24 protein-coding genes are annotated in these 23,390 nt (G+C 70.3%); 21 read left to right on the top strand and 3 right to left on the bottom strand.

Annotated elements, in window-relative coordinates:
• Positions 1–106: 106 nt before the first annotated feature.
• The 17 genes from ACQPXM_RS33190 to ACQPXM_RS33110 all read left to right on the top strand — a co-directional run bounded on the left by ACQPXM_RS33190 (position 107) and on the right by ACQPXM_RS33110 (position 15,254).
• Positions 107–751 carry a 50S ribosomal protein L25/general stress protein Ctc gene (locus ACQPXM_RS33190; RefSeq protein WP_432941236.1) on the top strand — a complete coding sequence of 215 codons (645 nt, stop codon included), beginning with the start codon at positions 107–109 and terminating at the stop codon, positions 749–751.
• Between the two features lie 48 nt (positions 752–799).
• Complete coding sequence (pth, locus tag ACQPXM_RS33185) at positions 800–1,375, top strand: aminoacyl-tRNA hydrolase (protein ID WP_432941233.1); 576 nt, start codon at positions 800–802, stop codon at positions 1,373–1,375.
• Positions 1,372–5,013 carry a transcription-repair coupling factor gene (gene mfd / locus ACQPXM_RS33180; RefSeq protein WP_432941231.1) on the top strand — a complete coding sequence of 1,214 codons (3,642 nt, stop codon included), beginning with the start codon at positions 1,372–1,374 and terminating at the stop codon, positions 5,011–5,013. The genes pth and mfd overlap by 4 nt, the downstream gene beginning before the upstream one ends.
• Positions 5,014–5,050: 37 nt before the next feature.
• Positions 5,051–5,680 (top strand): hypothetical protein, encoded by a 630-nt coding sequence (locus tag ACQPXM_RS33175; RefSeq protein ID WP_432941228.1) that lies wholly within the window; start codon positions 5,051–5,053, stop codon positions 5,678–5,680.
• 11 nt (positions 5,681–5,691) lie between these two features.
• Positions 5,692–6,666, top strand: a complete 975-nt coding sequence (locus ACQPXM_RS33170; protein WP_432941226.1) for a MazG family protein — start codon at positions 5,692–5,694, stop codon at positions 6,664–6,666.
• A 50-nt stretch (positions 6,667–6,716) separates the two neighbouring features.
• Positions 6,717–7,316, top strand: a complete 600-nt coding sequence (locus tag ACQPXM_RS33165; protein ID WP_432941223.1) for a hypothetical protein — start codon at positions 6,717–6,719, stop codon at positions 7,314–7,316.
• A gap of 80 nt (positions 7,317–7,396) precedes the next feature.
• Positions 7,397–7,810 (top strand): SRPBCC domain-containing protein, encoded by a 414-nt coding sequence (locus ACQPXM_RS33160; protein WP_432941221.1) that lies wholly within the window; start codon positions 7,397–7,399, stop codon positions 7,808–7,810.
• Entirely contained in the window at positions 7,800–8,129 is a 330-nt protein-coding gene (locus ACQPXM_RS33155) for an ArsR/SmtB family transcription factor (protein ID WP_432941218.1), read from the top strand. Before ACQPXM_RS33160 ends, ACQPXM_RS33155 begins: the two co-directional genes overlap by 11 nt.
• Before the next feature lie 4 nt (positions 8,130–8,133).
• On the top strand, positions 8,134–8,340 hold the full coding sequence (locus ACQPXM_RS33150) for a hypothetical protein (RefSeq protein WP_432941216.1): 207 nt from the start codon (positions 8,134–8,136) through the stop codon (positions 8,338–8,340).
• Between the two features lie 27 nt (positions 8,341–8,367).
• Positions 8,368–8,892: an RNA 2'-phosphotransferase gene (locus ACQPXM_RS33145; RefSeq protein WP_432941213.1), complete on the top strand. Its 525-nt coding sequence runs from the start codon at positions 8,368–8,370 to the stop codon at positions 8,890–8,892.
• Positions 8,893–9,171: 279 nt separating this feature from the next.
• On the top strand, positions 9,172–9,642 hold the full coding sequence (locus ACQPXM_RS33140; RefSeq protein ID WP_432941210.1) for a hypothetical protein: 471 nt from the start codon (positions 9,172–9,174) through the stop codon (positions 9,640–9,642).
• Positions 9,643–9,697: 55 nt separating this feature from the next.
• Positions 9,698–10,969 carry a phosphotransferase enzyme family protein gene (locus ACQPXM_RS33135; protein WP_432941207.1) on the top strand — a complete coding sequence of 424 codons (1,272 nt, stop codon included), beginning with the start codon at positions 9,698–9,700 and terminating at the stop codon, positions 10,967–10,969.
• A gap of 79 nt (positions 10,970–11,048) precedes the next feature.
• Complete coding sequence (locus tag ACQPXM_RS33130; RefSeq protein WP_432941204.1) at positions 11,049–11,456, top strand: NUDIX domain-containing protein; 408 nt, start codon at positions 11,049–11,051, stop codon at positions 11,454–11,456.
• Between the two features lie 284 nt (positions 11,457–11,740).
• Positions 11,741–13,021 carry a phosphopyruvate hydratase gene (eno, locus tag ACQPXM_RS33125; protein ID WP_432941202.1) on the top strand — a complete coding sequence of 427 codons (1,281 nt, stop codon included), beginning with the start codon at positions 11,741–11,743 and terminating at the stop codon, positions 13,019–13,021.
• A gap of 4 nt (positions 13,022–13,025) precedes the next feature.
• The gene (locus tag ACQPXM_RS33120) at positions 13,026–13,634 is read left to right on the top strand and encodes an FtsB family cell division protein (protein ID WP_432941200.1); all 609 of its coding nucleotides are present in this window, start codon (positions 13,026–13,028) and stop codon (positions 13,632–13,634) included.
• Positions 13,631–14,113: a DUF501 domain-containing protein gene (locus ACQPXM_RS33115; RefSeq protein ID WP_077015287.1), complete on the top strand. Its 483-nt coding sequence runs from the start codon at positions 13,631–13,633 to the stop codon at positions 14,111–14,113. Before ACQPXM_RS33120 ends, ACQPXM_RS33115 begins: the two co-directional genes overlap by 4 nt.
• Positions 14,106–15,254, top strand: coding sequence for an exopolyphosphatase (locus ACQPXM_RS33110; RefSeq protein WP_432941196.1), 1,149 nt, complete (start codon positions 14,106–14,108; stop codon positions 15,252–15,254). The genes ACQPXM_RS33115 and ACQPXM_RS33110 overlap by 8 nt, the downstream gene beginning before the upstream one ends.
• On the opposite strand, the gene ACQPXM_RS33105 is transcribed toward ACQPXM_RS33110, so the two are convergent.
• On the bottom strand, positions 15,228–15,986 hold the full coding sequence (locus ACQPXM_RS33105) for a class I SAM-dependent methyltransferase (RefSeq protein ID WP_432941193.1): 759 nt from the start codon (positions 15,984–15,986) through the stop codon (positions 15,228–15,230). The genes ACQPXM_RS33110 and ACQPXM_RS33105 overlap by 27 nt on opposite strands.
• Positions 15,987–16,030: 44 nt before the next feature.
• The gene (locus ACQPXM_RS33100; protein WP_432941190.1) at positions 16,031–16,600 is read right to left on the bottom strand and encodes a TetR/AcrR family transcriptional regulator; all 570 of its coding nucleotides are present in this window, start codon (positions 16,598–16,600) and stop codon (positions 16,031–16,033) included.
• A 55-nt stretch (positions 16,601–16,655) separates the two neighbouring features.
• Between ACQPXM_RS33100 and ACQPXM_RS33095 the strand changes: the two genes are divergently transcribed.
• The 4 genes from ACQPXM_RS33095 (at position 16,656) to ACQPXM_RS33080 (ending at position 20,945) form a co-directional block, all read left to right on the top strand.
• On the top strand, positions 16,656–18,089 hold the full coding sequence (locus ACQPXM_RS33095) for an MFS transporter (RefSeq protein WP_432941188.1): 1,434 nt from the start codon (positions 16,656–16,658) through the stop codon (positions 18,087–18,089).
• 4 nt (positions 18,090–18,093) lie between these two features.
• Complete coding sequence (locus tag ACQPXM_RS33090; protein ID WP_432941185.1) at positions 18,094–18,642, top strand: hypothetical protein; 549 nt, start codon at positions 18,094–18,096, stop codon at positions 18,640–18,642.
• A gap of 19 nt (positions 18,643–18,661) precedes the next feature.
• Positions 18,662–19,504: a uracil-DNA glycosylase gene (locus ACQPXM_RS33085; RefSeq protein ID WP_432941182.1), complete on the top strand. Its 843-nt coding sequence runs from the start codon at positions 18,662–18,664 to the stop codon at positions 19,502–19,504.
• 133 nt (positions 19,505–19,637) lie between these two features.
• The gene (locus ACQPXM_RS33080; protein ID WP_432941180.1) at positions 19,638–20,945 is read left to right on the top strand and encodes an NAD(P)/FAD-dependent oxidoreductase; all 1,308 of its coding nucleotides are present in this window, start codon (positions 19,638–19,640) and stop codon (positions 20,943–20,945) included.
• 3 nt (positions 20,946–20,948) lie between these two features.
• Here ACQPXM_RS33080 and ACQPXM_RS33075 read toward each other — a convergent pair whose 3' ends face one another.
• Positions 20,949–23,363 carry a GH92 family glycosyl hydrolase gene (locus ACQPXM_RS33075; protein ID WP_432941178.1) on the bottom strand — a complete coding sequence of 805 codons (2,415 nt, stop codon included), beginning with the start codon at positions 23,361–23,363 and terminating at the stop codon, positions 20,949–20,951.
• Between the last annotated feature and the right edge of the window lie 27 nt (positions 23,364–23,390).

Below are 23,390 nucleotides of genomic sequence, written 5' to 3'. Positions count from 1 at the left end.
TTGCCTGACGCCTTCTCCGGAGTCAAGACGTGCCCGCTGAGGCCGCGGCAACCGGTTTCACCACCAGTCAACAGATCACCGCAACAAGCTTGAGGGAGTTCATCTCGTGGCCGAGGTCAAGATCCAAGCCGAGTCGCGCACGGAGTTCGGCAAGGGTGCTGCCCGCCGAATCCGCCGGGACAACAAGGTTCCCGCCGTCCTCTACGGCCATGGCACGGACCCGGTGCACATCACGCTGCCCGGTCACGACACCATGCTGGCCCTGAAGACCGCCAACGCCCTGATGCTGATCGAGGTGGAGGGCAGCGAGAGCCTGCTCGCGCTGCCGAAGCAGGTTCAGCGTGACCCGATCAAGGGCTTCATCGAGCACGTCGACCTGGTGATCGTGAAGCGTGGCGAGAAGGTCCAGGTGGACATCGCCGTGCACGTCGAGGGCGACGCCGCCAGCGAGACCCTGGTCGTGCTGGAGAACGCCAGCATCCTGGTCGAGGCCGAGGCGACCCACATCCCCGACGGCGTCACCGTGTCCGTCGAGGGCCTCGAGGCCGGCGCCCAGATCCACGCCTCCGACCTGCAGCTGCCGGCCGGCACCACGCTGGCCGTCGAGCCGGACACGCTGATCGTCAACGTGACCGCCGCCGCGACCGCCGAGCAGCTGGACGCCGAGCTGGCCGAGGCCGAGGCCGAGGCCGGCATCGAGCGGGCCGAGCCGGAGAGCACTGACGAGCCGGTCGCCGCTTCGGCGGAGTAAGGCATTTCGCCGACACCAGGCAACGAACAGGAGAGGGCCGGGAGATCCGTGGCGGACGACGTGTGGTTGGTCGTCGGGCTGGGGAATCCCGGCCCTTCCTATGCCAAGACCCGGCACAACGTCGGCCAGATGGTGGTCGACGAGCTGGCCGGCCGGGTCGGCGGCGGCTGGAAGCAGCACAAGCAGGCCAAGGCCGAGGTGATCGAGACCCGGCTGAGCGGCTACCGGACGATCCTGGCCAAGCCCCGCTCGTTCATGAACGAGTCGGGTGGGCCGGTGGCCGGCCTGCTGCGCTTCTACAAGGTCGAGCCGGCCAATCTGGTCGCCGTGCACGACGAGCTGGACATCGACTTCGCCGCCCTGCGGGTCAAGTTCGGCGGCGGCGACAACGGGCACAACGGCCTGCGGTCGATCCGCAAATCGGTTGGCACCGGTGACTACCATCGAGTGCGGTTCGGAGTCGGGCGTCCGCCCGGCCGGCAGAACCCGGCGGACTTCGTGCTGAACGAGTTCTCCAGCACCGAGCGCAAGGACCTGCCGTTCGAGCTCGACCGGACCGCCGACGCGATCGAGTCGTTGCTCGCCGACGGACTCGAAGTGACCCAAGGGAAGTACAACTCGTGAAGCTGGCCGGCCTGGTCGACACCCTCGTCACCGATCCGGTGGTCGCCGAAACGATCCGGGACGCCCGCGGCGATCTGCGCACCGACGGCGTCGCCACCCTCGACCTCAGCGCGCCCGGCCCGATCCGCCCTGTGCTGCTGGCCGCGCTGGCCTCGCAGCGGCTCGGCGCCGACCGCCCGGTGCTCGCGGTCACCGCGACGTTCCGCGAGGCCGAGGAGCTGACCGAGGCCCTGCAGTGCCTGGTCGAGCCCGGCACGGTCGCCTACTACCCGGCCTGGGAGACGCTGCCGCACGAGCGCCTGTCGCCGCGCTCCGACACCGTCGGCCGCCGCCTCGCCGTGCTGCGGCGCCTGGTCCACCCCGACCCGGCGGACGAGACGACCGGGCCGATCAAGATCCTGGTCGCGCCGGTACGGTCCGTGCTGCAGCCGCAGGTGGCCGGGCTGGCCGACCTGCGACCGGTCCAGCTGCACGTCGGCGACACCGTCGAGCTGGACGACGTGATCAACCGGCTCGCCGGCGCGGCGTACCACCGGGTCGACCTGGTCGAGCGACGCGGCGAGTTCGCGGTCCGCGGCGGCATCATCGACGTCTTCCCGCCGACCGAGGAGCACCCGCTGCGGGTCGACTTCTTCGGCGACGACGTGGAAGAGATCCGGTACTTCGCGGTCGCCGACCAGCGCTCGCTGGAGATCGCCGAGCACGGCCTGTGGGCACCGCCGTGCCGCGAGCTCCTGCTCACCGACGAGGTGCGCGCGCGGGCCGCCGTACTGGCCAAGGAGCACCCGGAGCTGGCCGAGCTGTTCGAGAAGCTCGCCGAGGGGCACGCGGTCGAGGGCATGGAGTCGCTCGCGCCCGTCCTGGTCGATCACATGGAGCTGCTGGTCGACCTGATGCCGGAAGGCACCCACGTCGTGGTCAGCGACCCCGAGCGGGTCCGAGCCCGCGCGCACGACCTGGTCGCGACCAGCCAGGAGTTCCTGGAGGCGTCGTGGGCGGCGGCCGCCGGGGGCGGCGAAGCGCCGATCGACCTGGGCGCCGCGGCGTACATGTCGCTGGCCGACGTCCGGACCCACGCGCTGGACCGCGGGCTGGCCTGGTGGAGCCTGTCGCCGTTCGTCGCCGCGCCGACCGACAGCCCCGAGCTGCGCGACTCGATGGGCGCGCGGGTCTCGTTCGACATCGACACCGACGCCGGCGCTGTCCGCAGCCGGCAGATCGCCGCGCACGAGGTCGAGGCCTACCGCGGCGAGACCGCGGCCGCCGTCGAGGACGTCCGCCGCTGGCTGCGGGACGGCTGGCGGGTCGTCTGCGTCACCGAGGGTCACGGTCCGGCCCAGCGGCTGGCCGAGGTGTTCTCCGAGGCCGAGCTGCCCGCCCGGACGGTCGACTCGATCGACAGCGTCCCGGAGCCGGGCGTCGTGCTGATCTCCCAGGGCGGGCTCGACCACGGCTTCGTTGCTGAAGGCATCAAGTTCGCGGTGCTCACCGAGAACGACCTGGCCGGTCAGCGGTCGGCGGCCGAACGCCGTTCGCAGCAACGGATGCCGAGCCGCCGGAAGAAGACGATCGACCCGCTGGAGCTCGGCCCCGGCGACTTCGTCGTGCACGAGCAGCACGGCGTCGGCCGGTACGTCGAGATGATGCAGCGCACCGTCGGCACCGGCCAGCAGAAGGCCACCCGCGAGTACGTCGTGATCGAGTTCGCGCCGAGCAAGCGCGGCCAGCCCGGCGACCGGCTGTACGTGCCGACCGACCAGCTCGACCAGGTCACCCGCTACGTCGGCGGCGAGCAGCCCACGCTGGACAAGATGGGCGGCGGCGACTGGGCCAAGCGCAAGGGCCGCGCCCGCAAGGCGGTCCGCCAGATCGCCGGCGAGCTGATCAAGCTGTACGCCGCGCGCCAGGCGACCAAGGGCCACGCGTTCGCCAAGGACACGCCGTGGCAGGCCGAGCTGGAGGACGCCTTCCCGTTCGTCGAGACGCCGGACCAGCTGGCCACCATCGACGACGTGAAGCGCGACATGGAACGCGTCACCCCGATGGACCGGATCGTCTGCGGCGACGTCGGCTACGGCAAGACCGAGATCGCGGTCCGGGCCGCGTTCAAGGCGGTCCAGGACGGCAAGCAGGTCGCCGTACTGGTGCCGACCACGCTGCTGGTCCAGCAGCACTACGCGACCTTCGCGGAGCGCTACGCCGCGTTCCCGGTGAACGTCGCGCCGCTGTCGCGGTTCCAGACCGACAAGGAGGCCAAGGCCACCCTGGACGGGCTGGCCGACGGCTCGGTCGACGTGGTGATCGGCACCCACCGGCTGCTGTCGGGCGAGGTGCAGTTCAAGGACCTCGGGCTGGTCATCGTCGACGAGGAGCAGCGGTTCGGCGTCGAGGCCAAGGAGCAGCTGAAACGGCTGCGCACGGCGGTCGACGTCCTGACGATGTCGGCGACGCCGATCCCGCGCACGCTGGAGATGTCGATCACCGGCATCAGGGAGATGTCCACCATCGCCACCCCGCCGGAGGAACGGCACCCGGTGCTGACCTTCGTCGGCGCGTACGAGGAGGGCCAGGTGACCGCCGCGATCCGGCGTGAGCTGCTGCGCGAGGGCCAGGTCTTCGTCGTGCACAACCGGGTCAACACGATCGAGAAGGCGGCCGCCCGGATCCGTCAGCTGGTGCCCGAGGCGCGGGTCGCGGTCGCGCACGGGCAGATGCCCGAGCACCACCTCGAGCAGGTCATCCAGGGCTTCTGGGAGAAGCAGTCCGACGTGATCGTCTGTACGACGATCGTCGAGTCCGGCATCGACATCTCCAACGCGAACACGATGATCGTCGAGCGCGCCGACCTGCTCGGCCTGTCCCAGCTGCACCAGCTCCGCGGCCGGGTCGGCCGCGGCCGGGAGCGCGCGTACGCGTACTTCTTCTACCCGCCGGAGAAGCCGCTCACCGAGACCGCGCACGACCGGCTGGCCACGATCGCGCAGCACGCGGACCTGGGCGGCGGCATGGCGGTGGCGATGAAGGACCTGGAGATCCGCGGCGCCGGCAACCTGCTCGGCGGCGAGCAGTCCGGGCACATCGCCGACGTCGGTTTCGACCTGTACGTGCGGCTGGTCGGCGAGGCGGTCGCTGAGTACCGCGGCGACACCCAGGCCGAGGAGCCCGAGGTCAAGATCGAGCTGCCGATCGACGCGCACCTGCCGCACGACTACGTGCCCTCGCAGCGGCTGCGGCTGGAGATGTACCAGCGGATCGCGGCGGTCCGCGACGAGGCCGGCGTGGCCGAGCTGGTCGAGGAGCTGCACGACCGGTACGGCGACATCCCGCAGCCGGTGCTGAACCTGATCGAGGTGGCCACGTTCCGCAACCACGCCCGGGCGGCGGGGCTGCACGACGTCACCCTGCAGGGCAATCTGATCCGGTTCGGCCCGGTCGACCTGCCCGACTCGAAGGTGCTGCGGCTGAACAGGCTGTACCCGAAGAGTCTGGTCAAGCCGCAACTGCGTACGATCCTGGTGCCGAGACCTGCCACCCGGCCGGTCGCCGGTCAGCCGCTGCGCGACCAGGAGTTGCTGCAGTGGTGCACCAGACTGATCGACGATGTGATCGCCGAGCCCGTGGGGGCAGAGGCCAAATGAGTTCGACACCGATGAGTTTCAGCTGGAGGAGAGTCCGTTGAGCAGAAAACTCGCACACGTGGCGGGTGCCGCGCTGGCGTCGGTCCTGCTGCTGGGTGGGTGTGCCGCGGGGACCCACCCGGGCGCGGCCGCCGTGGTCGGCGGCACCGAGATCAGCGTGGGCGACGTGGACCAGACCTCGGAAGCGGTCGGCAAGGCGCTCGGCCAGCCGTTCACGGCCGCGACGACGCTCAGCGAGCTGGTCAACAGCGCGCTCGTCGCGCAGGTCGCCGACCAGCGCTCGATCACCGTCTCCGACGCCGAGATCACGCCCGCGATGAAGGCGGTCGTCGGTGACCAGGCGGTCTACGAGAAGTTCGTCGCCGATCCGGTCGCGAACGTGTTCCTGCGCGACGTGGCCAAGGCCGCGATCGGCACCATCAAGCTCGGTGGCGGCACCGGCATCACCGACCCGAACGTGCAGCAGGCCCAGCAGGCCGGTCTGGTCGCGCTGCGGGACGCCTCGAAGAACATCGAGGTGGACATCGCGCCGCGGTTCGGCAAGTGGAGCGACGGCCGGATCGACGGCAAGGTGTCCGGCTCGCTGTCGGAGGAGTCCGCGCAGGCCAAGGCCAAGCGCGAGGCGGCCGAACAGCAGCAGCAACAGCAGCAGCAGCCGCAGGGCTGAGCGCTCGCCTGATGATCAAGGTCGTCCTGACCAGCCCGCGGGTCGCGCCGGGTCTGCTGACCCGCGCGGCCTGGCAGGCGCTCGAGCGGGCCGAGGTGATTGGTGCCGCGGCCGGCGTCGAGAGCCCGACCGTGCAGGCCGTCGTCGGCTCGGGACTGGTCGTCACGTCGGTCGAGGGTGGCCCTGACGAGCAGTGGAGCTGGCTGGTCTCGGCGGCTTCCGAAGGCCGGGCCGTGGCCTGGCTGGTGGGCGAGGACGGTGAGCCCGCGCTGCTGCGGCTGGTCGCCGACCACCTCGCGCGCGAGCCGCGTCCGGCGTACGAGGTGGAGATCCTGCACGGCTCGTACGACGTACCGGGGGCGCGGCTGATCGACCTGGTCCAGGTGATGGACCGGCTGCGGCGCAACTGCCCCTGGGACCAGGAGCAGACCCACGAGTCGCTGGCCAAGTACCTGCTCGAGGAGACCTACGAGACCCTCGAGGCGATCGGCACCGGCGACTCCGAGCATTTGCGTGAGGAGCTCGGCGACCTGCTGCTCCAGGTCGTTTTCCACGCGCGGATCGCCGAGGAAGCCGTCGAGGACCCGGACGGCGACGACGGCCCGTGGTCGATCGACGACGTCGCCGGCGGCATCGTCGAGAAGCTGATCCGTCGCCACCCGCACGTGTTCGGCTCGGTGGACGCCACCGACGTCGCCACGGTCGAGGCGAACTGGGAGACCATCAAGGCGGCCGAGAAGCAGCGCTCGTCGGTGCTCGAGGGGATTCCGCTCGCGCTGCCCGCGCTGGCGCTGGCCGACAAGGTCCTGTCCCGGGCCGCGAAGGTCCTGCCCCCGATGGACACCACGGGGAAGCTCGCCGAGGAGCAGGTCGGCACCGATCTGCTCGATCTCGTCCGCCAAGCGCGGTCCGCCGGTATCGACCCCGAACAGGCCCTGCGCAACGCGGTCCGGCAGTTGGCTGACGAGGTGCGCGCCGCCGAGTAGCGGTTCTTCGAGCAGCCGCGGGTGACTTCCTCGGGTGACATGGTGGGTCCGTGTCAGTGCGACAGGTAGTCCTAGCCGTGGTCTTCGCCCTGGTGGTGGGCAGCGGGTGCACCGTCCGTGTCGGCGACGAGGATCCGGTCGACCCGGTGTTCGGGACCGGGACCACCGTGCGGTGGGATCTGACCCGGCCGCTCGAGGCGAAGCCCCTGGGCCTCCCGGACAACGAGATGGACATCCTCGACGTACCGGACAACGCGACCGTGAGCCTCCAACTCCCCACCGGTACGTGGTCCGGACGCACCGAGCAGATGACGGTGATCACGCGGCACGGCTACGTGGACTCGGTCGACCTCTTCTGGACCGAAGCGAACGGTCAGGCCGCCGAGGACCGGATGGTGGCGGACGCCGGCCTGCTCGGCGTCGACGCCGCGCGGGTCGCCCAATGGGCCGAGACCGCGAAGTGGGCCGAGACCGCCGACCTCAACGAAACCCGGCACAAGGACAACTTCAACGGCTCGAACGGCCGGGTATCCACTGCGATCAAGCCCAGCATGGCCGTGGGCGAGGGGGAGGGGACGCCGGTGCGGCTCTGGTACGTGTTCTACCTGCGCCACGTGGTCGAGCAGACGAACGTCAAGCCGATGAAGTAGCCGGCCTTGGTCCCGCGGGCTCTGCTTGACGCAACCCAATGGTTGCCATACTGTGGATAGCAACTGAAAGGTTGCTATCCATGATTCCTGATCGCATCGAACGTGTTCTCGACCTCGCCCACCCGCCCGCGAAGGTCTGGGCGGCGATCACCACCGCCGAAGGCCTCGGCACCTGGTTCGGCAAGCAGGCCTCGATCGACCTGCGACCGGGCGGCGCCGGCCGGCTGACCTGGCCCGACAACAGCATCGAGCTGCGCGTGGAGCGCGTCGACGAGCCGCGGGTCTTCGCCTTCACCTGGCCGGTCGACGGCCGCCCGGGCGACCAGCGCCGGACGTACGTCGAGTTCACGCTCGAGCCGGCCGGCGACGGGACCCGGCTCACCGTGGTGGAGACCGGCTTCGCCCAGTTCGCCGACGACACGGCGTACCGGGGCAACAGCGACGGCTGGGGGCGCGAGCTCGCCGAGCTGGTCGAGTACCTCGATGCCGCCTGACGCCGAGGCGGTCGCCGAACAGGTTTTCGTCGCGCTCGCCGACCCCAGCCGCCGCGGCATCCTCGCCGAGCTCGCCGCGCACGGCCCCGCCACCGCGACCGATCTCGCCGATCGCCTGCCGATCACCCGGCAGGCGATCGCCAAGCACCTCGCCCTGCTCACCGAAGCCGGCCTGCTGACCGCGGAGCCGGGCGAGCGCCGCCGCATCCGCTACCGGCTCGACTCCGCTCCGATCCAGGTCGCCCAGCAGTTCCTCGCCGCCCTGGCCCGCGACTGGGACGGCCGACTGGATGCCCTCCGCAACTACCTCGACAACTGAGGAAGTGATCACCATGTTCATGCCGACCTCACCCGTCATCGACGCCGCTCGCCGGCAGTCCCGGTCCGCCCTTCCCGACGCCCCGGTCGTTCCCCACACCCCGCGCGATCCCCGCCGTCCTTCCGTCGTACGCCGATCCGCCGCCCGCGTGCTCGCGGCGGCCGCCGTCCGCCTCGACCCCACCCAACGGCCCGCCGCGCTGGAGTGCTGACCTCTCCGGACAGCGAGAATGGGCGGCGTGAACGACGTCGTCCGGACCAGCAAGCGCGTGTCCTGGTTGCTCCGCCACGGCGCGGGGCAGCGGGGACTCGCGATGACCGCCGATGGGTGGGCCTCGATCGACGACGTGCTCACCGAGCTCGGGATCGACCGGGTCGCGCTGGATCGCGCCGTCGAGCGCAACGACAAGAACCGGCTGCAGGTGGACGGCGAGCGGATCCGCGCCTGCCAAGGGCATTCACTCGACGGGATGCCGGTCACCCGGGAAGCTCTGGAGAACAGTTGGGAGCGGGTGCACCCCAAGGGTCCGCTCTGGCACGGTACGACGCCGGCCGCCGTGGACTCGATCCGGCGCGAGGGGCTGCGGCCGGGCCGTCGTACGCATGTCCATCTGGCGCCGAGCGCGGACAGCCACGTCGGCAAACGCTTCAGTGCGGCCGTGTTGCTGCGCATCGACCCGACCGACCTGGTTGTGTTCGAGGCGCCCAATGGCGTCTTGTTGGCCCGGCAGGTGCCGCCGGAGGCCATCGTGTGGGGCAGCTGATCGCGACCAGCCGGGTCGGCGCGAACGCCTTCGACGCGCTCGCTCCTGTGGTCGCCGAGCTGACCGGCCGTTGACCGGCGTACTGACGCTGTCCACCGTGGTGCCGGCGTTGAGGCGGTTGGCCTGGAGGTGCGAGCGCTCAACGAGGCCCTCCTCACGGCTGAAGGCCGGTGAAGCTGTTGGCTCACTAGCCGCGGTGTCGCGTTGACCGCCTGAACGTGCACCGATGAGCGGTAGGCGCTAGACGACGCCGACCACGTTGATGACTACGGTGTGACCGTGCGGCTGGAACCTCGTGTCGGGTGCCAGTTCGCCGGTTCCGATCTCGAACCGCAGTCTCGACTCGTCACTCTCGCTCAGGATCCGGCGTTGGCGGACATAGGTGGCGCTCTCAGCGAACGAGCCGATGAGCGCGAACACAACCGCGCGTGCGTGCCCTACGCCAGTCCGCTCGCCGCGCCACTCGAGGTCGAGGACGAACGTGTGCTGGTCGTCGGTCGAGGCGGTTCGCACAGCAAGTCGCCCGTCGTCCTGACACCATCGTTGGACATGCGGCAGGAGATGGTCCTCGGGTTGCTCAGCGACCCACAGCGGCTCCTGGAAGGCCGCGAGAAGATCACTCGCACCAGGGACCAACCGCTTGGCGTCCCCGACGCCACGGCCGGTTTCGTCATCCTCCCACCGGGCGCGCATGTGACGACGGTACCCGGCCCGCTGATGCCCCAATCCGATCGCTCTACTGCCGGCTGACAAATCCCGTGCCCGCCGGTTTCGTTGACACAGCCGCTCGGCCCCGGCACGATCAATGCACAGCGTTGCCGACGCCCAGCCTCGTGAGGACCTGCCCCAGCCGGGTCCTCGAGAAGGCGAAGGGGATTCTGCCCTCATGGCTGCTGCTGTCCAGGCCTGTTCGAGTGCCACGTCGCTGGGGGCATGGGGCACGTCGAGGAGGCTTGTCATGACCAAAGAGGGCAGTTTCAAGCGCGCCGTTCGCCAGCGGGCGCAAGCGACCGGATTGCGGTACACCGAGGCCCGCGCCGCGCTGGAGAAGGGCCGCACGTCGCCGTTTGCGCGCACTCGCCCCGTCGAGTTCGCGGAACTGAGGAAGCACCTCGAGACGCGATACAGCATTCGCATCACCTCGATCGCGCCCATCGACGACGACCCCGAGACGCGGCCGAGCGGGTCGTGGATCGGCCACTACCCCTGGACGCTGGTCGTCAAGCGCGAGGACGGCTCGCCCTGGATCGCTCGAGTCTTCTCGTCAGCAGCCGACACGGTCGGCCGGGTTGAGGGCGATGCGGAGATACTGCGGTTCCTGGCCTTGCACGACTTCCCCGCCGAGCGGCCCGCGCACGACAGTCCGGTGTCGGTGTTCGAGGGAAGCGGTGTGATCGTGACCGAGTACGTCGAGGGCGGACGCCCCACCCAATCGCCGGCGGTGCTCCACGAACTGGCGCACCTGCTCGGCCGGCTGCACAAACTGCCCGCGACCGCTGGTGCGGTCACGCGGGACGGCGGGTCTGAGGAGCACGACGGCGCCTTCTTCGCGGGACGACCGAAGCAGGACCTCGCAGCGGCGATGAGCTTTCTGGTGAGCGTCGAGGACGCCGTCACTGCCGAAGGTCGCGAGATGTTCGAGTGGCTCCGCGACAAGGTCGAGCACGCCGACGACGCGGAAGGCCTGCCCGAGGCGTTCACCCACGGGAACTACCACGCATGGGCGGCCGTCGGCAGTCCGGGCAACCTCGCCATCGTCGGCTGGGCAGGGTCCGGACGCGGACCCCGCTTGCCTTCCCTCGCCTGGCTGCTGACGACCGCGGGCGAGGGCGGCGGCGAGGGCATCGACGCGGTAGCGCGCGGGTATCGCGAGCACATCCAGCTCACCGATGAAGAGCTCGAACGGCTGCCCGGCGTACTGGCCATGCGACCCCTGTGGCTGGCCTGCCTCGACTACCGGCAATCGATGCGCAACGGGTCCACCCCGCCGATGGAGCAGGGGTGGATCGGCTGGCTCGCGCGCCCCGAGCACGCCGAACAACTAGCTGCCCAGGCGACGGCATCGTTGCGAGGCTGAGTCACGCGCTGCGCGCATGTCACGGGCTCGCGGCATGAGGCAACACCGCCGCGAGCCCGTTCGCGTCTAGGGTGCCGCCATGGTCGCCCGGATTTCGATCGCAGTCGCTGTACTGGTGCGCGACGGTCTCGTGCTCCTTGTGCATCGCCACCCGTCGCGCCGGTGGTATCCCGACAGTTGGAGCTTCTCCGCCGGCGGGCATGTCGAGGCAGGCGAGTCGCCGCACCAAGCGGTCAGCCGGGAATGCCTCGAAGAACTCGGGGTCCGGGTTCACGACCCCGTGCCCGTCCCGATGACGGTCAGCGACCCCACCCTCGACGTGCACGCGTTCCTCGTCACGCGCTGGGACGGAGAACCGGTCAACGCCGCACCGGAGGAGCACGACGAACTTCGCTGGTTCCGGCCCGGTGATCTCGCGGACGTGAAGATGGCCCACCCGGAGAGCCTGCCGAGCCTGCTGAGCGCCATCCGGGCCGCGACCGATTAGCCAGCTGTGCAACCTCTGCTCACCGGCACCTTGGTGAGTCTCGCCCACCGGCCACGGGCCGACGAAGATCCGCGGCTTCGCCGAACGTGCATGTGCTCGACGCCGACCTCAGCCACAGCGGGGTCACCGCGCGGTAGCACGCGTGGGGGACGACCCCGAAGGTGTGTTGCTGACGGAGCAGCGGTTGGGTGGATGGGATCGTTGGAGGTGACGCGGTCCACCCTGTCGGCTGGTCTGACCGTTAGGCTCGGCGGTGATCCGTCATCCGAAACTTGGGAGTAGATGTGGCCACCATCGAGGCCGTCGGCGCCCGCGAGATCCTCGACTCGCGCGGGAACCCCACTGTCGAGGTCGAGGTACTGCTCGACGACGACACCGTCGCCCGGGCCGCAGTGCCGTCCGGCGCGTCCACCGGGCAGTTCGAGGCCGTCGAGCTGCGCGACGGCGACAAGTCCCGGTACGGCGGCAAGGGCGTGCTCAAGGCCGTCACCGCCATCCTGGAGGACATCGACAAGGAGATCGTCGGGTACGACGTCCACGAGCAGCGCCTGATCGACCAGGCCCTGGTCGACCTGGACGGCACCCCGAACAAGTCCAAGCTCGGCGCCAACGCGATCCTCGGCGTCAGCCTGGCTGTCGCCAAGGCCGCCGCCGAGTCGGCCGGCCTGCCGCTGTTCCGCTACGTCGGCGGCCCGAACGCGTACCTGCTGCCGGTCCCGATGATGAACATCCTGAACGGCGGCGCGCACGCGGACAGCAACGTCGACGTGCAGGAGTTCATGATCGCCCCGATCGGCGCGGCGACCTACGCCGAGGCCGTGATGCAGGGCGCCGGTGTCTACCACGCGCTGAAGGCGGTGCTGAAGGAGCGCGGCCTGTCCACCGGGCTGGGCGACGAGGGCGGCTTCGCGCCGAACCTGGCCAGCAACCGTGAGGCGCTCGACCTGATCGCGGTCGCGGTCGAGAAGGCCGGCCTGAAGCTCGGCACCGACATCGCGCTGGCGATGGACGTGGCCGCGAGCGAGTTCCACACCGACGGCGTGTACGCCTTCGAGGGCGGCAAGAAGTCGGCCGACGAGATGATCGCCTACTACGCCGACCTGGTCGCGTCGTACCCGATCGTGTCGATCGAGGACCCGCTGAACGAGGACGACTGGGAGGGCTGGAAGAGCCTCAGCGCCCAGCTCGGCGACAAGATCCAGATCGTCGGCGACGACCTGTTCGTCACCAACGTCGAGCGGCTGCAGCGCGGCATCACCGAGAAGTCGGCGAACTCGCTGCTGGTCAAGGTCAACCAGATCGGCTCGCTCAGCGAGACCCTGGACGCCGTCGACCTGGCGCACCGCAACGGCTTCACCTGCATGATGTCGCACCGCTCCGGCGAGACCGAGGACACCACGATCGCCGACCTCGCCGTCGCCACCAACTGCGGCCAGATCAAGTCCGGCGCCCCGGCGCGCTCGGACCGGACCGCGAAGTACAACCAGCTGCTCCGGATCGAGGAGGAGCTGGACGACGCGGCCCGGTACGCCGGCCGCTCGGCCTTCCCGCGGTTCCAGGGCTGACCTGATGTCGTCCCGCCGGGATGCCGGTGCCCGCCCCGGCTCGCGTCCGTCGAGCCGGACCCAGGCGCGGCCGCCGGTCCGGCGGGGCGGCCCACAGCCCAAACGCCGGACCAGCGGCTCGACGCCTCCGCCGCCACGGACGCGGGGTTCCCGCAACCTGACCGGCCGGGCCGCCGTCGTGCTGCTGGTGCTCGGCGCGCTGATCGTGTCGTACGCGCAGAGCCTGCGGGTGTGGTTCGACCAGCACCAGCAGATCACCGCGCTGCAGCAGGAGATCCACGACCGGGAGAAGCGTGTCGACCAGCTGAACGACGAGATCGCCCGGTGGGACGACGACGCCTATGTCCGGGCCCAGGCCCGGCAGCGACTCGGCTGGGTGATGCCCGGTGAGGTCGGGTACCGGGTGATCGGTGCGGACGGCAAACCGATCGGCGCTCCGCCGGAGCCGGTCGGTCCGGCCGACGCGCAGGCCGACGAACAGAAGCCGACCTGGTACACCAAGCTCTGGGGCAGCGTGGAAGGCGCCGGCAAACCCGCCGTACCGGCGAAGCCGCCGGCCGCCAAGCCGACCCCGAAGCCCATCCTGACCCCCTCGCCGAAGGCCACCCGTTGAGCGTCACCCCCGAAGACACCGCCGCCGTCAGTGCCCAGCTCGGCCGGACCGCGCGCGGCATCCGTTCGATCGCGCACCGCTGCTCGTGCGGTCTGCCCGACGTGGTCGAGACCGAGCCGCGCCTGCCGGACGGTACGCCGTTCCCGACGACGTACTACGTGACCTGCCCGCGGCTGGCGTCGGCGATCGGCACGCTCGAGGCCGGCGGCATGATGAAGGAGATGACCGAGCGGCTGGGCACGGACGAGGAGCTGGCGGCGTCGTACCGGGCCGCTCACGAGTCGTACCTGGCGCATCGGGAGTCGATCGAGCACGTCGAGGAGATCGACGGCATCACGGCGGGCGGTATGCCTACGCGCGTGAAGTGCCTGCACGTCCTGGTCGGCCACTCGCTGGCGGCCGGACCGGGGGTCAATCCCCTGGGCGACGAAGCGCTGAAGTCCCTGGAGGACTGGGGCCGCAGGGGTCCTTGTGTCTGAGCGACCGGAGGAGACCGACGAGGTGCCGGAGTCCGCGGAGGTCGCCGGGGGAGCGGCTGTCGCGTCGTCCTCGGTTGCTCCGAGCGCCTCGGGTGCTCCGACTTCGCCGGTCGGTCCCTCGGATCTGTCCGGCCAGCCCGACGTCATCGGCTCGGCCGAGGCGATGGGCCGGGCGCCGGATGCCGACTTCCCCGATCCCGCTGCCGGCGCCGTCCGCGTCGCGGCGGTCGACTGTGGCACGAACTCCCTGCGTCTGCTGATCGCCGACGTCGCCGACGGCAAGCTGACCGAGCTGGACCGCCGGATGGTCATCGTGCGGCTCGGTCAGGGCGTCGACAAGACCGGCGCGTTCGCCCCGGAGGCGCTGGAGCGCGTGTTCGCGGCGTCCGACGAGTACGCCGCGCTCGTCCGCGCCGCGGGGGTCGAGCGCGTCCGGTTCGTGGCCACCTCGGCGGCCCGCGACGTCAGCAACCGCGACGAGTTCTTCAGCGGCATCCAGGACCGCTTCGGCGTCGTACCCGACATCATCTCCGGCGACGAGGAGGCCGCGCTCAGCTTCCAGGGCGCGACCGCCGGCCTGGCCGACCTCGACGTTCCCGGGCCGTACCTGGTCGCCGACATCGGCGGAGGGTCCACCGAGCTGGTCCTCGGTGACACCTCCGGCGTGATCGCCGCCCAGTCGCTCGACATGGGCTCGGTCCGGATGACCGAGCGCCACCTGGCGTCGGATCCCGCGACCATCGCCGAGATGGCCGCGGCCACCAGGGACGTCGACGCGCTGCTCGACTCCACCTCCGTCCCGCTCGACCAGGCTCGCACGCTGATCGGCGTGGCCGGAACGGTCACCACCGTCGCCGCCGTGGCGCTCAACCTCACCGAGTACGACCCCGAGGCCATCCACCACGCCCGCATCCCCGGCGCCCTGCTGCTGGACACCACCTCGTGGCTGATGGGTTCGACCCGGGTCCAGCGCATGGTGCAGCCCGCGATTCACCCCGGCCGGGTCGACGTCATCGGCGCCGGCGCGCTCATCCTGCAACGCGTCTACGACCGCCTGACGCTCACGCGGGACGAGGTCGTCGTCTCCGAGCACGACATTCTGGACGGCGTGGCGCTAGCGCTGGGGCTTGCGCGCGAGTAGCGCGAACGAGTTCGGCAGCCGCCCTGCCCAGGCGGCTGCTTCGGACCCGTCCTGAGGCTTCCAGAACGGCTCCGCGTACTCCTCGACGACGCGGATCTCCAGCCCGGCCGCGACCACCGCGGTGACGATCTGGCCGAGCGTCCACTGCCATTCCCGCGCGCCGTTGCCGGGGAAGGTGTCGTTGACGTGCGACGCGTCGAAGTACCCGCGGTCCGGCCGGATCCTCGGCTCGTCCTCGTCCCAGGTCCACAGCGGAACGGCCGGATGCGCTTCGTGCACGAAGACGTACCCGCCGGGCTTCAGCAACTCGGCGACTCCCCGCGCCCAGGCGTCGAGGTCACGCATCCAGATCAGCGCGCCCTTGCCGGTGTAAACGAGATCAGCCGCTTCCCGCCGTACCGGTACGCCGGGCACCTCGGCCACCAGGTAGTGCGCCGGTACGCCGAGCTCGCGCGCCCGCCGCTGTGCTGCGGACGCGGCGGTGAAGCTGTAGTCGACGCCCACCACCACCCGCGCTCCCGCCGCGAGCAGCGACACGTCGTCCAGCCCATGCCCGCTCTGCAGATGTACGACGACCGGCCGGTCGCGCAGTACCAGCTCCAGCAGCCGGAGCTCGCTCGCCGTCAGGGAGTCGCGTCGTTTCGCCTCGGCCAGCAACTCGTCGTACTCGTGCACGTGCTTCTGGGACGCCTGCTCCCAGACCGCCCGGTTCTGTGCCACCTGTCCGTCCACCCGCCGATCATCCATCCCGAGCCGGTGACGGGCCATCGGTTTGTTCAGGTGTGGACGCCGTCCAGCGCGATCTTCAGCACGCGGTCGCGCTGGGCTTCGTCGACGAAGCCGGCGGCGGTGAGGCCGCTGATCATCCGGAGCAGGTCGTCGAAGGCGATGTCGGAGCGGGCTTCGCCGGCGGCCTGGGCGCGTTCGAACAGCGGGGTGCCGGCGGCGTACATGGCTTCGCGGGCGGTGGCGAACATCGCGGAGTCGCGGTTGAGGGCTTCGATGATCGCGCGCTTCGTCGCGGCGTACCGGACGAAGGCCTCGAGCCAGGTGGTGAGGGCCTGCCACGGGGGAAGGTCGGCGACCTCGTCGGCGGCGGCGCACAGCTCCTCGACCTCGCCGAAGTAGACCGCGTGGAAGAGGTCCTGGCGGGTGGGGAAGTTGCGGTACAGCGTGCCGATGCCGACGCCGGCCCGGCGGGCGATCTCCTCCAGCGACGCGTCGGTGCCGTGTTCGCCGAAGGCTTCGCGGGCGGCGGCCAGCAGGGCGTCGAAGTTGCGGCGCGCGTCGGCGCGCTGGGGGCGCTTCACCGCGGCGGCCAGCCCACTGCGGGCAGAGTCGGTCACCTCGCTCACCCTATTCCACTAGATACCGGAGGGGTGCCTCCGCTATAGTGGAGGCATGCCTCAACTTTACCGTCGGAAGACGACGTCCCCACGGCTGACGCTGGCGGTGCTGGCGACCGTCGTGGCCGCGTTCTCGATGCTGCAGTCGCTGGTGACCCCGGCGCTGCCTGTCATGCAGCGTGACCTGCACACCACCGCGAGCACGGTCACCTGGGTCTTCACGGCCCTGCTGCTCTCGGTCTCGGTGGCGACCCCGCTGCTCGGCCGGATCGGCGACATGGTCGGCAAGGAACGCACCTTGCTGATCAGCCTGGTCGCGCTCGCCGCCGGCTGTCTGCTCGCCGCCCTCGCGCCGAACATCGGCGTACTGATCGCCGCCCGGGTCCTGCAGGGGCTCGGCGGCGCGGCCTTCCCGCTCTCGTTCGGCATCATCCGCGACGAGTTCCCCGCCGAGCGGGTGCCGTCCGTGGTCGGTGTCGTCTCGGCCGTGATCGCCGCCGGCGGTGGGCTCGGGATCGTGCTGGCCGGCCCGATCGTCGAGGCGCTGGGCTGGCGTTGGCTGTTCTGGTTCCCGTTGATCATCGTGACGATCGCCGCCGTGATGGTCCGCCGCTACGTACCCGAGTCGCCGAACCGCGTGCCCGGCCGGATCGACTGGCTGGCCGCCGCGCTGCTGTCCGGCTGGCTGATCGCTCTGCTGCTGCCGCTCAGCATGGGTCGCTCTTGGGGATGGGCTTCGGTCCCGACGATCGGCCTGTTCGCCGCGGCCGTCGTACTGATGGCTGCCTGGATGACCGTCGAACTGCGGTCGCGCAACCCGCTGATCGACATGCGCATGATGCGGATCCCTGCGGTCTGGACGACGAACCTGGTCGCGCTGCTGTTCGGCGCGGCGATGTTCGCGGTCTACGCCTTCGTCCCACAGTTCCTGCAGATCCCCACCGTCGCGGGCTTCGGCTTCGGCTCCAGCGTGACGCAGGCCGGGCTGCTGATGCTCCCGATGCTGGTCACGATGGCCGTCGCCGGTTCACTGAGTGGCCCGATGGCGCCGCACTTCAGCGTGAAGGCCCAGGTGATCTGGGGTTCGTTCCTCAGCCTCGTCGCGTCGTTGCTGTTCGCCGAGTTCCACAACGCCCCCTGGCAGGTCGGCCTCTCCACGGCGATCTTCGGCCTCGGGCTCGGCCTCGCCTACGCGTCGATGACCAGCCTGATCGTGCAGAACGTGCCCCGCGAGCAGACCGGCGCCGCCACCGGCATGAACGCCAACATCCGCACCATCGGCGGCTCGATCGGTACGGCGATCGCCAGCTCGATCATCACCGGCCACCTGCAGCCCTCGGGCCTGCCCGCCGAGGCCGGCTTCACCGACACCTTCATTCTCCTGTCCGCCTTCTCCGCCGTCGCCGTCCTGCTGGCCCTGGCCATCCCCACGGCCCGCCGCCTCCGGCCCGCAGCTCCGGATCCGCTGCTGGAGGAACTGGTCAAATAGACGAATGACCCTTCGACTGATGGGCGCGAACCCCTGCGTCACCCTGTACGACGACGGCCGGGCCACGGCGTACGCCTCGATCTGGCGGGTGGACTGGTCGCTGCAGGGCAGCGGACACGCGCTGGTCCTCGGGACCCCCGATCGAATCCGCATCATCGGACCGGACGCCGCCCTCAGCACCTGGCTCGGCGCGGAGTTCAACCGTCACCTGAAGTCCGTCAGCGCCGGCATCGGCTGGACCGAGCCGGAGCTGACGGACGCCCCGGTCGAGTTCGACCTCGACCTGGCCAAAGGCTTCCGGGCAACCGCCGCCGACGTCACCGTGGAAATCACCGACCCCATCGACCGCTTCCTCACCCGCAACGACGAGTACGACCTCGGCGGCACCCCGAACATCCTGTCCACGGTCTGGATCCCGTGCCGGCACGGCACCATCTCGGTCGCCGGCACTCGCTTGCCCGGCCAGCCCGAGGTGGACCTCGCCGCCCCGATGTCGACCGCCTTCATCGCCGACGCGGAGGTCTGGTGCACGACAGACCACCCACGGAAGTGACCTTCATTAGTCTGAGGAGATGAAGCTTCCGCATCCGTTGACCGGGGAACTGTTCGACAGTCCGGTGCCGCCGGGGACCGGTTGGCCCGAGGATCCGGCGGTACGGCGTACGCCGGTGGCGCGTGATCCGGGGGAGGTTCTGCAGCTCGCGCAGACGGACAGCTTGGGTGAGCTCGAGGCCAGGGTGTCCGTCTGTTGTGCGTGTCCGCGGCTGGTGGAGTGGCGCGAGGACGTCGCGCGGATCAAGCGGAAGTCCTTCGCGGACCAGCCGTACTGGGGTCGCCCGATCGCCGGCTGGGGATCACCCGAGCCGCGGATCGTCATCGCGGGGCTCGCGCCGGCGGCGAACGGCGGGAACAGGACCGGCCGGGTGTTCACCGGCGATCGGTCGGGGGACTGGTTGTTCGCTTCGCTGTACCGGGTCGGTCTGGCCAATCAGCCGACCAGCGTGCACGCCGGTGACGGGCTGGAGTTGTACGGCACTCGGATGATCGCCGCCGTCCGCTGCGCCCCGCCGGCCAACAAGCCGACCCCCGGCGAGCGCGACACCTGCAACCCCTGGTTCCGCCGCGAGCTCGAGCTGGTCCTGCCGACCACTCGCGCGATCGTCTGCTTGGGCAAGTTCGGCTTCGACGTTTTGATGAACGCGTTGCAGGGTCTCGGCGGCACCATCCCGACGCCGCGCCCGAAGTTCGGCCACGGCCTCGAGTACGTCGTACCGGTGCCCGGCGGCGAGGTCACCGTGATCGGCAGCTTCCACCCCAGTCAGCAGAACACGTTCACCGGCCGGCTGACCGAGCAGATGCAGGACGAGATCCTGGCGCGGGCGAAGGTGCTGGGTGGACTCCAGGCCGCACAATAAGCCCATGAGCTCCCTCTCAGGAGTGAGATCCCGGTGGGCGAGATCACCCCTCCGGGGGTTTGTGAAAGTTTTCACGAGCCCGTAACCTGAAGGGGACATGAAGTCGGATTCGCACTCAGGGAGAGTGAGCCGCATGACAGCCCAGGTACCGCACATCCTTGTCGTCGGAGGCGGTTACGTCGGGATGTACACCGCGTACGGCCTGCGCAAGGCCGCCCGCCGGGGCAAGATCCGGGTGACCGTGGTCGACCCCCGCTCGGTGATGACGTACCAGCCGTTCCTGCCCGAAGCGGCGGCCGGCTCGGTCGAACCGCGGCACGTCGTGGTGCCGCTGCGCAAGACGCTCAAGGGCTGCCGGGTGGTGACCGGGCGGGTGACGAGCATCGACCACGCGCACAAGGTCGCCAAGGTGATGCCCGAGGAGGGCCCGGACTACGAGCTGGCCTACGACCAGATCGTGGTCGCGCTCGGCTCGATCGCGCGCACGCTGCCGATCCCCGGCCTGGCCGAGGAGGCCACCGGGTTCAAGAACGTCGAAGAGGCGATCGCGCTGCGCAACAAGGTGCTGGACCGGCTCGACGTGGCCGCCTCCCAGCCCGACCCGGTGCTGCGCAAGGCCGCTCTGACCTTCGTTTTCGTCGGCGGTGGGTACGCCGGGGTCGAGGCGTTCGCGGAGCTGGAGGACATGGCCCGCTACGCCACCCGTTACTACGACAACATCCAGCCCGAGGAGATGCGCTGGGTGCTGGTCGAGGCGACCAACCGGATCCTGCCCGAGGTCGGCCCGGAGCTCGGCAAGTACACCGTCGAGCAGCTGCGCAAGCGCAACATGGACGTCAAGCTGGAGACCCGGCTGGAGTCCTGCGAGAAGGGCCGCGTGGTGCTCAGTGACGGCGAGGAGTTCGACGCCGACACGATCGTCTGGACCGCCGGCGTGAAGGCCAACCCGGCGCTGGCCAGGACGGACTTCCCGCTGGACGAGAAGGGCCGGATCAAGTGCCGCGCCGACCTGCGGATCGAGGGCCTGGACGACGCCTGGTCGGCCGGCGACAACGCCGCCGTACCGGACCTGACGTCGGACACCGGTGCCTTCACCGCGCCGAACGCGCAGCACGCCGTCCGCCAGGCGCGCCGGCTGGCCGCCAACATCCTGCGCGTGGTCGACGGCAAGGAGCCGCAGAACTACGAGCACAAGTACGTCGGGTCGGTGGCCAGCCTCGGCCTGCACAAGGGTGTCGCCCAGCTGTACGGCGTGAAGGTGAAGGGCTGGCCGGCCTGGTTCCTGCACCGGACCTACCACGTGTCCCGGGTCCCCACCTTCAACCGCAAGGCCCGGGTCATCCTCGACTGGACGCTCGCGCTGTTCTTCCGCCGTGAGGTCACCTCGCTCGGCAGCCTGCAGATGCCGAACGAGGAGTTCCGCCGGGCGACGAAGAGCTAGCGCCTAGTGGTCGACGGGAGCGGTTCCCCAGCTGGTGGGGGCCGCTCCCATCCGGACCGTGATCCGGCCGCCGTGGGTGACGAAGGACTCCGGCAGCCAGGACTCGGTCCGGTTCTCGCCGTTCAGGGTCAGCGACTCGACGTACTGGTTGGAGTCGGACGTCTGCGGAGCCTCGATCGTCAGCCGTACGCCGTTGCTGCGCCGGAGCTCCACCTTCGGGAACAGCGGGCTGCCGACCAGCAGTTCGGCCCGGCCCGGCGTCTGCGGGAACAGGCCGATCGAGGCGAACACGTACCAGGCCGACAGCGTGCCGAGGTCGTCGTTGCCGGGCAGCCCGGACGGGCCCACGCCGTACACGGTGTCGACGATCTCGCGCGTCGTCGCCTGCGTCTTCCACGCCTGGCCGAGCCCGTTGTAGAGCCACGGGGTGTGCAGGCCGGGCTCGTTCGTCGGGTCGTAGCGCAGCGGGCTGCCGCCCTTGACCGCCCAGTTGCCCTGCTCGTCGTGGAAGAACGCGTCCAGCCGCGGAATCGCCTGGCCGTTCATCGCGGCGGCCAGCCCGGACACGTCCTGCGGGACCATCCACGTGTACGTCGCGCTGGAGCCCTGCGCGAAGCCGACATCGGTCGACGGCGTGAAGCCGGGCTGCCACGTCCCGTCGGCCAGCCGCGCTCGCTGGTAGCCGACCGCCGGGTCGAAGGTGTTCTTCCACCAGGTGCCACGGTCGTTCAGCGCGGTCGCGTCCCGGCCCAGGCGCTGCGCCCACTGGCCGAGGGAGAAGTCGGCGAGCGAGTTCTCCAGCGTCTCGGCGGCGCCGCCCCAGCAGTGGCAGGCGTCCTGCGGCGCGTAGTGCTTGGCCAGGTACGTGTTCAGCGCCGGCCGTTGCCCAGTGCATTGCCCGGGGCAACCACCGTCGTTCTCGGCGTCGGCGTTCTGCACGGTTGCCTGGTGCAACAGCGACTCGTAGGCGCCGCGGGCATCGAAGTTGCGCACACCCATCGCGGCGAACGTGGCCAGTGTCGGCGCGGCCGGATCGCCGGTCATCACATGGGTCGGGCCGTTGTTGTGCAGCCAGCGGTCCCAGATCCCGTTGTTCTGCCGGGCGAACTGGTACAGCGACTGCGCGAAGTCGCCCGCGATCCCGGGCTTCAGCAGCGCGAGCAGCTGGATGTGTGCGCGGTACTGGTCCCAGCCGGAGAAGGTCCCGTACTGCGCTCGCTGGCCGCGCGCGAGTCGGTGGATCTTCTGGTCGCTGCCCAGGTACCGGCCGTCGACGTCGTTGAAGATGTTCGGCTGCAAGTATGCGTGGTAGAGCGCGGTGTAGAAGGTGGTCCGCTGGTCGTCCGTACCGCCGGTGATCTTGATGTCCTGGAGTTCCTTGCTCCACTGCCGATAGCCGTCGGCGGCCACCCGGTCGACCGTCGCCCGCGGCTGGAGCTCGGTCGCGAGGTTGCGCTCGGCGCCGGCCAGGCTGACGTACGAGATGCCGATCCGCATCCGGACCTTGGCGCCGGGGACGAAGGTGACGTAGCCGCCCGAGCCCTTGCCGGCCCGGTCGGCGCCGGTCGCGTAGCCCTCGCCGCCGGTGGTGTGGCTGCTGCCCGGGGTGAGGGTGGCGTCCTTCCAGGTGCCGTTGGCAACGATCGGCTGGTCGAAGGAGGCGGTGAAGTACAGCCGGTAGTAGGTCTTGCGGTTGTTGATCCCGCCGTTCGCGCGGCGGCCGCAGAACGCGCCGGTGAGCACCGAGCCGGTGACCTTGCGGCGCTTCGCGTCGATGCTGATCTCGGCGTCCTCGCTGCCGTTCAGCGAGTTCGAGGTGCGGAAGAGCAGATTCGCCTGCTGCTGCGGGAAGGTGAACTCACCGACACCCGCGCGGGTCGTCACCGCGAGATCGGTCCGTACGCCGTTGTCGAGCGCCACCGTGTAGCGGCCCGGCTTGGCCGTCTCGTTGGCGTGGCTGAAGTTGCTCGCGTACTTGGCGTCCTTGGTGTCGGCCGTCGGCGAGGAGTCCACCGGACCGGCGTACGGGAGGATCGGGATGTCGCCGGCCGCGCCGGGGTTGCAGCCGGCGCCGTTGACGTGGGTGAGGCTGAAGCCGCGGACGCGGGTCACGTCGTACTGGTAGCCGTTGGCGGCGCCGGTGCTGGTCTGGTCGCCGCGGGTGCTGGTCGGGCTCCACGAGATCATCCCGAACGGGCGGACCGCGCCCGGCCAGGTGTTGCCGTCGCGGGCGGAGCCGATCAGCGGGTCGACGGACGCGGCGGGGTCGAGGTTCGCGCGGGCTGCGTCAACGGTCGGGGCGGCCGCTCGTAGCCCGGTGATGGCCTCCGGCCGGGATGTCTCGGCGGGCCGGGCCTCGGCCGGGAGTGCGGGCAGGAACAAGGCCAGACCGGTGGCGGCGGCAACAACTCGGCGCATGGGGGAACCTTCCGAGGGCGGACGGAC

The sequence above is a fragment of the Kribbella sp. CA-253562 genome (genome assembly GCF_050942265.1).
GTDB lineage: Bacteria > Actinomycetota > Actinomycetes > Propionibacteriales > Kribbellaceae > Kribbella.
Note: the sequence above shows the minus strand (reverse complement) of the source record. Positions and strands in the feature narration are given on the sequence as shown.

Bases quoted from the DNA above. Each gene is read 5' to 3' on its own strand.
- ACQPXM_RS33170 (WP_432941226.1), top strand. From the start codon at position 5,692: ATGATCAAGGTCGTCCTGACCAGCCCGCGGGTCGCGCCGGGTCTGCTG.
- ACQPXM_RS33160 (WP_432941221.1), top strand. From the start codon at position 7,397: ATGATTCCTGATCGCATCGAACGTGTTCTCGACCTCGCCCACCCGCCC.
- ACQPXM_RS33155 (WP_432941218.1), top strand. From the start codon at position 7,800: ATGCCGCCTGACGCCGAGGCGGTCGCCGAACAGGTTTTCGTCGCGCTC.
- ACQPXM_RS33135 (WP_432941207.1), top strand. From the start codon at position 9,698: ATGCACAGCGTTGCCGACGCCCAGCCTCGTGAGGACCTGCCCCAGCCG.
- ACQPXM_RS33130 (WP_432941204.1), top strand. From the start codon at position 11,049: ATGGTCGCCCGGATTTCGATCGCAGTCGCTGTACTGGTGCGCGACGGT.
- ACQPXM_RS33120 (WP_432941200.1), top strand. From the start codon at position 13,026: ATGTCGTCCCGCCGGGATGCCGGTGCCCGCCCCGGCTCGCGTCCGTCG.
- ACQPXM_RS33095 (WP_432941188.1), top strand. From the start codon at position 16,656: ATGCCTCAACTTTACCGTCGGAAGACGACGTCCCCACGGCTGACGCTG.
- ACQPXM_RS33090 (WP_432941185.1), top strand. From the start codon at position 18,094: ATGACCCTTCGACTGATGGGCGCGAACCCCTGCGTCACCCTGTACGAC.
- ACQPXM_RS33085 (WP_432941182.1), top strand. From the start codon at position 18,662: ATGAAGCTTCCGCATCCGTTGACCGGGGAACTGTTCGACAGTCCGGTG.
- ACQPXM_RS33080 (WP_432941180.1), top strand. From the start codon at position 19,638: ATGACAGCCCAGGTACCGCACATCCTTGTCGTCGGAGGCGGTTACGTC.
- ACQPXM_RS33075 (WP_432941178.1), bottom strand. From the start codon at position 23,363: ATGCGCCGAGTTGTTGCCGCCGCCACCGGTCTGGCCTTGTTCCTGCCC.